This is a genomic window from Pseudopedobacter sp., assembly GCF_040392825.1.
Lineage (GTDB): Bacteria > Bacteroidota > Bacteroidia > Sphingobacteriales > Sphingobacteriaceae > Pseudopedobacter.
Map to the genome: position 1 here is coordinate 1 of NZ_JBEBVH010000166.1, position 9074 is coordinate 9074.

Below are 9074 nucleotides of genomic sequence, written 5' to 3' on the forward strand. Positions count from 1 at the left end.
CCGGGTCTTCATGATGCAGTAATATCTTGTGAACTTTCCAGTTTATGAGATCTTCGGAAGATATCAATGCCTGAGTATTCCGTATCTTATCTAGCTGTATTATTCCTCCCCTATATTTTTCGGGTACATAATTAGCTATCGAAATATATTTGTTAGAGATCACATCGTATTTTATTGTAAATTTTTTTCCACCTCCGGGGAAATCAATAAATCCTGTATTCGGGTCGAACTGGCTCTGGCTTCCATCTGCTGTTATTTTAACCTATGCAGCTTTTTCACCCAATTTATCTTTCGGGTGGTGTACCCTTAATACATTGAGAATATTATTATCCGGAGAAACCACTGCATTTCCTTCTATCCATGCTCCGAAATTCCCATTCAAATAGGTTGAATCATACGCAAGCGTATTGGTATATCTCCAGTTTGAAGCATCAAGCAAATCTGAGCCTTCTTTAACAGACATCATAAATGTGCCATACCTTTTTCCCCATTTTTTTATAGGTCCATCGGCCCTTTCCATTGCTCTCCATAAATACCCTTTATGAGAAATTATTGGCGTAGGAGCGCAATGAAACTCGCCTTCCATTAATAACCCTGATCTGGAATCCTGCGGATTTGTCCAGTTTTTTCCTCCGTCAACAGATCTTCTGATTACCACATTTCCATGGTGTTTATCTGTTCCGATAAGGTAAAGCTGGTTTTGATATAGAAATGGCTTCGACCAAAATTGTCCGTTTATAACCGCTATCCTTTCCCAGGTGCGCCCTTTATCTCTCGACCGATAAACATGTGTAATAGCTTTTACAAATTCATTGGAATTTGGGCCGAATAAATCATGTGTTGCAATATAGTTTCCGTCAGGCAAAATGCAGATACCGGGAGAGCCTATGTATTTTCCTGAACTTGCCGGACTATAAGCTACCACTCTTCCCGGTACTTTCCTGTGACTTTTCTGAGCATAGGTATTAAAATATAATAGTAATGACAGGGCAAAAGGAATTCCCTTCAGACAATTTTTCGTTATCCTGAAAACATCTAACATAGTTACTTAAAATGACTTAATAAAATAATCCCTGATACTACATTTTAAGGGGCAACCTGTATTCTTACTTCTTTCAGCACCTCTTTTCTTCCGGCTGCACTTTGGTTAACCGCTCTAAAAACCACTTTATAATCTCCTGCCTTACTGTAGATTTTGGCATATGTCTTAGGCATAGCATCGGCCAGACTTTTTATACCAAGGGCATGATCTGGGCCCATATCTGTTGTGGGCTCTATTTGAATCGGATCGCTTATTACCCAGTCTTCTGTGGTTTCGGCTACATAGGTTGCTCCATAGCTATTCCTCAAAGTCATTTGTGTATCTTCAAGCGAGGCCCTGTTTGGCATTTTATTAGGCGAAGAAAACAGTGTCCAGTTATTAATTGAATGTGTAAAAACCGTCTTTTCTCCGAGTTCATTCACTGCCAGCAGCTTAAAGTTTCTAACCCGGTTAAGGTTTCCTGTCCCATAAAGGTTTTGATTACGAACCAGATGTTTTACAGCAAGATAAATGGCTGATGGTTCCGAAGTATTTAAATATTCGGTAATATCTCCATACCCACTGGCAATCCATTGCCTGTTGTCATCAGGAGTTGCTATCCTTAACCTGTCATTAAGTTCTATTAATGAAGGCCTTATGGCTTCTATACCCTCCATGCTATAGTTTTCATCGAATTCCTTTATCAGATAAACATATATCTGATCCCGTTGCGCGCCATCCAGAGTTTGAGATTCGAAATTTACGTTGAAACTGGAAGGCATAATACGACCATTTATGGAATCATAGTCATATCCAATTTCTCCGGTATAAACAGATATGATATCTGCATTTCCTTTGAAATTGAATAAAACGGTATCTCCCACGTGGTAGTTTTCTTTCGATACTTCTACGTCAAAATCGGGTGTTTTTATTTCTTCTAATTTCTTACATGAAAAACATGTAAAAACTATTAATATAAGCAATATTGATCTCATGTCTTTAAGTTTTAGTAGCCTGGATTTTGTGTCAGTTTCGGATTCACACCAATCTCATAACCAGGTATTGGCCACAATACATCTCTTTCTGATGCATTCCCGAAATACGATTTAGCTCTGGAAATACTTGAATAAGCTACAGCAGTATTGGCATCCGCCAGACTTTCTTTCATTTTCTTAATTAAGATACCCCACCTTACCAGATCGGCTTTTCTCATATTTTCAAATGCCAATTCCCGGGTTCTTTCCTGATAAATCATTTCTCTGAAAGATACATCATCTGCCTTCTGAGCCATAGTAAGATCGGCTTCTTCCAAAGAAGTTATAGTCGCAGTTGCTGTAGCTCCTGTTCCTCCACCACCGCTAATAGTAATTACTACAGGCGAAGTAGTTTTATAAAATGTTCCGGGATTGCTGATTGTTATGCTTGTCACTTTTCCACTGGCAATAGCAGCTGTTGCTGTCGCCGCGGTAGCCGGGTCTCCCCCTGTGATACTTACCGTTGGCGCAGAAGTATATCCGCTACCTCCATTGGTTATTGTGATAGTTTTTAACCTTTCTCCATAAAGTAGTTTTCCGTACCCCCTTCTTCTTACCTCATTAACTGCATTAACCGCATCTTCTGTTGGGCCATTTATCTCATTTTCCGCTTCTGCGAACATGAGCAATACATCTGAAAAACGTAAAACAGGGTAGTTTTGCGGAGTACGACCAGCATGCTTAGGTTTCAAAGTTTCTGACACTCTCCTGAACTTTCCGATAAACCTATTGAATAAATATGCGCCCGGTGCATAGTATACCTCATTGTCTGTACCCGCAGTATATGTGAAAGGTGCAATTGCCCAATCTCTTCTTAAATCGCCTTCTTCAAAAGTATTGTAGACGTATGCTGTTGTCTGCAAATATGCATATGCCTGTCCTACGTTTGTTTCTGTGTTTGAAGTGTTATTATTTTGAATGCCGTTATGAATTCCGACAAAACCTCCCAAAGTTGCGTATATGCCTTGTCCATTACCGTAGAACTCTATTTCGAAGATACTTTCTCCTATATCATACTGGTCTGTTGCCAGTTTTACAAACACGTCCTGGTAGCTATTATTTAATTTATGCACCGGATTATCCATTACTTTTTTCGCCCACTTTCTGGCTTCTTCGTACATAGGTCTGCCTTCGTTAATTGGGTTTCCGGCCATATACAAACACACTCTGGCCAACATACCGTAAACTGCCGATTTGTTTACGCGGCTACCGTTACCAACTTTAGAAATATCTTCTACCAATTCCGAGGCCTGTGTCATATCACTTATAATCTGATCATACACTTGTTTGGCAGGTGTTCTTGGAGTCTGGATTTCATCCATACCCGAAGTCTCAATAGGTTGTAATATTAAGGGCACATCTCCAAAGTTTTGTACCAGCATGAAATAAAAGAAACCTCTTAAAAACAAAGCTTCTCCTTTTATAATATCCCGTTTTGCTTTGTCTACTGTAGTGGCTTTGTCTATGTTCTTAAGAAGCATATTTGCTCTTGTTATGCCTGCGTAGTAGTCTCTCCAGAAGTTTAATATTTTACTGTCATTGGGTGAAGTCAGGTAATCTGCCACAGAATTCTGTTCTCTGTAATTATATACTTCGTCTGCATCCAGGCCCATTCTTCCCAAATTATTCAAAAATGTACCTCCTTTTACAAAGGTTGAATACACTCCGGTTAATGCTGTTTTCAGTTCTTCTTCTGTATTATAGTACTGTTCCGGAGACAAAAAGTCTTTAGGTTCAACATCCAGCATATTACATGAGCTTAATGTTGTAAACAGTATCAGTGTTAAATATTTTAAAGCTTTCATTGTATTCAATTAAAAAGAAGTCCTTAATCCGAAAGTAAAAATCCTCATTCTGGGATAGGATGAATAATCTAATCCCGGAGTTAATGCGCTGTTTCTGGTTGAAACCTCGGGGTCCATTCCTGAATAGCTGGACCAGGTATAAAGATTTTGTCCGGAAGCATAAAAACTCAGGCTATTTACTTTAATTCTGTCTGTTAATTTTTTAGGCAACGCATAGGATAAAGCCACAGTTTTTAATCTTAAGTACGAGCCGTCTTCTAAAGTCCTTGAACTATAATAACCATTCAGTCCCTGTCCTTTTGCTCTCGGAATATTACTATTCTGATTTTCGTAAGTCCATCTGTTTGCATAAGAAGCAAATTGATTTAGTGCAGATCTGCTGGCGTCATTCCCTTCCAGATAAATCCGGTTAGCATTCATGATGTCGTTACCATAAGACCATTGAAAGAATACATTCAAACTAAATCCTTTGTAATTAAAGTTATTGTTAAAACCTCCCGAATGTATTGGTAAACCTCTGCCTATAATTACATTATCTTGTATATTTACTGTTCCGTCTCCATTAACATCAACATAGCGGATATCCCCGGGTCTTATTATTTCTCTATTTACACCATTGGTAGGAATTTCCTTTTTTAACAGATAGTTTCTGCTTTCATGCGGAATAGAAGGATCGCTGGCATTCTGCCAGGTGAAGTCTGCTATTTGATATAACCCGTCAAATAACAGGCCATAGAACTGGGCAACGGGGCCGCCTATCTCTGCAATAAATAAATTGGTATTACCATGATTACCCCAACTCACTGTATTTAGCAAACGTGTTTCTCCTTCGGCCAGAGCCAGTATTTTGTTTTTATTGAAGCTAATGTTAAAGTCTGACTCCCAACTAAATGATTTCCCTTTGATATTTACTGTTGATAATGAAACTTCGAGTCCCTGATTGCTTACTTTCCCTACATTTTTATAGATACGGGTATAACCGCTGGTGTAGGGCACATTGGCATATAACAGTAAATCTGAAGTTACTTTTTTATAAACATCTATAGTTGTTGTTATTCTATTTTTCAGGAAAGATATATCTAATCCCAAATCGGTCTGCTGTGTTGTTTCCCATTTCAGGTCTTTATTTCCAAAGGAATTTAATTGAATACCTTTATTTACTGTATTTCCGTAAGAGTAATAAGCTGTATATGGCAACCCCATACGGTTATTTCCGGTAAGTCCATAACTGGCTCTGAATTTAGCATCGCTGATAACATCTATTGCCTTCATAAAAGGTTCGTTTTTCACTTTCCAGGCAAACGCTGCTGAAGGGAAATAACTCCATCGGTTGGTTTTAATGAATTTACTTGAACCATCTGCCCGCATAGATGCTGTGAATAAATATTTATCTCTTAAATTATAATCTACTCTTCCCAAATAGGACATTAACATATTTTCTGTATGAAATGAGGTATTTGCTCCAGGAGTTCCCTCCTCCAAACCATACATACCCAGTAACTCATTGGGTACATATTCTCCTGTCAGCCCAAACCGTCTTATCTGGTCGCCCTGCAATGTCCATCCCAACAGCGCTGTTAATGTTTGTCTGTTTTTTAGCTTTGGTCTGTAAGTCAGGGTATTTTCATTTACCCACGATTGATATTGAGAAATGGTAATTCCTCCGTTAATTCCTTTTGTATTTGCAGTTGAAAGAGAAGACCCTCTGGAAGTTAGCGAATTATAGAAGCTGTTTTGCTCCATAGTTCTTCTGTTAATACCTGCCTTGATTTTAAAAGTTAGGTTATCCAATATTTTATACCAGGCATTTCCATTGAAGTTAAAGCTCTCGTTCATCCTGTTATTTTGGGAATTGCTGTAATCTATGATCGGATTAAAGCGAGCGTCATTTCCATCCTCATCCATAAAGCTTTCTTCTATATTTACAGAACTTCCGTAGCCATTTAATGGTCTGTAGCCCCACACCCTATATAACAAGAAACTAGCATAGGGCTGCGTTCCTGAAGTAGCAGCCGAGGCTAAATCCCCATAACTTTTATCTTTCGCATAATTAATAGAAAGATTGAAACTCAATTTCTTATTGGCTTTATGATCAAAAAATGCGCGACCCTGGTACCGGTTAAATCCAGAATTGATAATTGCTCCATCCTGATTTACTACATTACCCGAAATAGAGAACCTGGTAGAAGTATTTCCTCCGTTAATAGATAAGCTATGGTTTTGTACACCGCCATCCCTAAATAACTTATCTTGCCAGTTTATACCCTGTATATCTTTATAATCATCCAGGGTAACCCCATTTTTTAAGAAAACTTCCTCTGCATATACCGGATCAAACTCTTCCTGATATTTTACAAATTCATAAGGACTCATCACGTCCATTGTCTTAGTAACTTGCTGTATACCAAAGTGCGTGTCGTAAGAAAAAGTTGTTTTACCTACTTTACCATCTTTAGTTTCTATAACAATTACTCCGTTGGCACCTCTTGATCCATATATAGCCGTGGCTGAGGCATCTTTAAGGATATTCATGGACTTAATATCCTGCGGATTGATTGCAGCTAAACTGGGATCTTCCATTGGAAATCCGTCTATTACATATAAAGGCGAATTACTTTGTGTTAATGAATTTCCTCCCCTGATAACAACATTCATAGCACTTCCCGGCTGTCCTTCATTACTGGTTACCTGTACCCCCGCAATACGTCCGGCTAGTGCCTGATCTATTGTTGCTACAGGTGCTTTCTGGATATCTTCGACTTTCACTTCGCCAACAGAACCTGTTAAATCGCCTCTTTTTACTTCCCCATAACCAATCACAACAACCTCATTCAAGGCACTTGGCCTACTTTTCATTTTTACCGTTCCATCCTTAAGGTTAACCACCGGAATACTAATAGTGCTATAACCCAGATAAGAAAAGGTTAAGACATCTGTTTTCGACACACGAATAGCGTAATTACCGTCTTTATCTGTTAAAGTGGATCTGCTTGTGACACCTTTAAGAGAAACTGCTACTCCTATCAACGTTTCGCCATTGTCCTCATCTATTGCTTTACCTTTTAAAAGATAGGTATCTTCTTGTTTTGGAACAGATACACCTGACGTTACTTTCTTATTTAACACAATAACTTTATCGCGGCGTACTTCGTAACCAATATCTTTTCCTTTCAAAATATGGTCTAAAACATCGTTTAACTTTGCGTCTTTAAAATTGAGACTGACCTTTTCATTATCATTAAGCAACTGACTATTGTAAAATACGGTTAAACCCGTTATTTTTTTTATTTGCTGAAATGCATGTGCCATTGTAATGTTACTGCCTCTTATGCTCAGCCTTATCTGGTCGGTTCTCTCTTGCGCTACAACCTGAAACGTACAAAAAACTGTCATTACAACTACAATTTTCTGTACCAGTTTTAGGAAATGGTTGTTATTCTTCCTCCTCATTTCATCTGATCTTTGCATTCTATTAGGTTATTCGGTTAATTCTCTATGCTAACTACACCGCTATAGACATAACGGGTGAACGATGTACATAAAAATTTGACATTTACTATTTCAGTAAATTTTCTGGTGTTAGTGTTCTGAAGTTTTCGACTCTGCCAAAAGTTATCCGATTAGAATCATGGGCTCTGGGAACTCCTTTCCCGTAAGCTGTCCGGGAAAGGTAAATGATATTTTTTCCGTCAAATTGCCAATCAGGGTATTGAAAGCCGGTTAATTTTATCGATTCTTTTTCAGGAAGGTTCTGATTGTCTGCTATTAATGTTTTTGCATGGTACCAGTTTCTTAAATCTTTAGAAGCATATAGAGATAATACATTTCGTTGATTGGCTTCTTTACCATTGGTATTATTATTTACCATTGCCCAATAAACTCCTGTTTGATGATCTTTTCGAATAACGAATTTACTTTGTGCTCCGGGAAATTTGATAAAATTATCAGGAGTAAAAACCACCTTTTCTCCGTTTTCGGTAACTTCTGCCATTGCGGCTCTGTCATAAAATGGTGTAGAGTTTACCCTTAAGATATTCCACAATTTTCCGTCGGTTCCTTCAACCATATTTCCTTCCAGCCATCCTGTAGTTGGAAAAGATTTGGGAGGGTCCCAGGCTGCTGCGTCGAAACTTAACTGATTGCTCATGGTCCATTTAGAAGCATCCAATAAATCGTCATTTTCGTTTATCGATACAACCAAAACCCTGTATCCTCTCATTCCTCTCACAGTGTTATCCTCAACATTTTCGAATGCGCGATATAGACGTCCATTATGCTTAACTACAGGTGTAGGCGCACAATGATACCTTGGTGCCGTACCATTAGGACCTTCTTTAAACAAGAGACCTGTTGATTCATTTATCGGGTTTGTCCAGGTTTTCCCACCATTATCTGTACGTCTGATAGCAATACTGCCATTAGCAGAGGTTGTTCCAAGCAAATAGACTTTTCCCTTATGTTCAAACAAATTGGCCCAATACATTCCGTTAATGTCTGTAATATGCTTCCATGTTTTTCCGTCATTTACAGATTTATATACACTGGTTTTATTGGAGCGTCCCAAATGATCTTTAGGCCTGTTTGTTCCAAAATAATCGAGTGTTACTAATATTTCTTTTTTATTTAAACGAAGGATAGATGGACTTCCCAAATAGACTTTCGTAGCGGGATCCTGATATTTTACCTCGCTTATCCATAACTGATTGTCTAAAGAATCTTTTGTTTTTCCTTTGCCATAACCCGTAACTGCAATGTGCAGCAATATACTAACGGCTATAAATTTTATAATATTTGCTCTCATCTCTACTAAAATTTTGTGCTGTATATTTTGCCAGAAACAGTTACCGATGCGACATATATCTTGGTTTTTAGATTTATTGGCAATCTAATCGTATTATTACCCTGACTAAGTGGAACAAGCTGCTCATGTACTTGAATTCCTGAAATATCTGAAATAATTATTTTCGTTTGCTGCGACTTATCGGCATAGATAAACAAATCGATATATTGTTCGTTAACGTCTTTCCCAACCCTTAATTCTTGCTTATTGAAACCAAAATCCATTGCAATCACTTTATCATACTCTTCTGACTTGCCATTGCTATCAATTTTAAAAAGTTTATAATAATTAAGTCCCTGAACAGGAGAAATATCGGTAAATTCATATTCATTTTTATGGTTTGAATTTACTGTATAGATTAGCTGATAAGCATG

The 9074-nt window shown here is 38.0% G+C and carries 6 protein-coding genes; all 6 read right to left on the reverse strand.

Features of this window, described 5'->3' with window-relative positions; all coding sequences use genetic code 11:
• Positions 1–262: 262 nt before the first annotated feature.
• A complete protein-coding gene (locus ABWO41_RS12060) occupies positions 263–1042 on the reverse strand; it encodes a sialidase family protein (protein WP_353138107.1) in 780 nt (259 codons plus the stop codon).
• A gap of 44 nt (positions 1043–1086) precedes the next feature.
• Positions 1087–2016, reverse strand: coding sequence for a DUF5017 domain-containing protein (locus ABWO41_RS12065; RefSeq protein WP_353138110.1), 930 nt, complete (start codon positions 2014–2016; stop codon positions 1087–1089).
• Positions 2017–2027: 11 nt separating this feature from the next.
• A complete protein-coding gene (locus ABWO41_RS12070) occupies positions 2028–3860 on the reverse strand; it encodes a RagB/SusD family nutrient uptake outer membrane protein (protein ID WP_353138113.1) in 1833 nt (610 codons plus the stop codon).
• 9 nt (positions 3861–3869) lie between these two features.
• Complete coding sequence (locus ABWO41_RS12075) at positions 3870–7328, reverse strand: TonB-dependent receptor (RefSeq protein WP_353138116.1); 3459 nt, start codon at positions 7326–7328, stop codon at positions 3870–3872.
• 88 nt (positions 7329–7416) lie between these two features.
• On the reverse strand, positions 7417–8661 hold the full coding sequence (locus ABWO41_RS12080) for a sialidase family protein (protein WP_353138119.1): 1245 nt from the start codon (positions 8659–8661) through the stop codon (positions 7417–7419).
• Positions 8662–8666: 5 nt separating this feature from the next.
• Positions 8667–9074, reverse strand: a 408-nt coding sequence (locus ABWO41_RS12085) for a hypothetical protein (RefSeq protein ID WP_353138122.1), incomplete at its 5' end; no start/stop codon positions are given.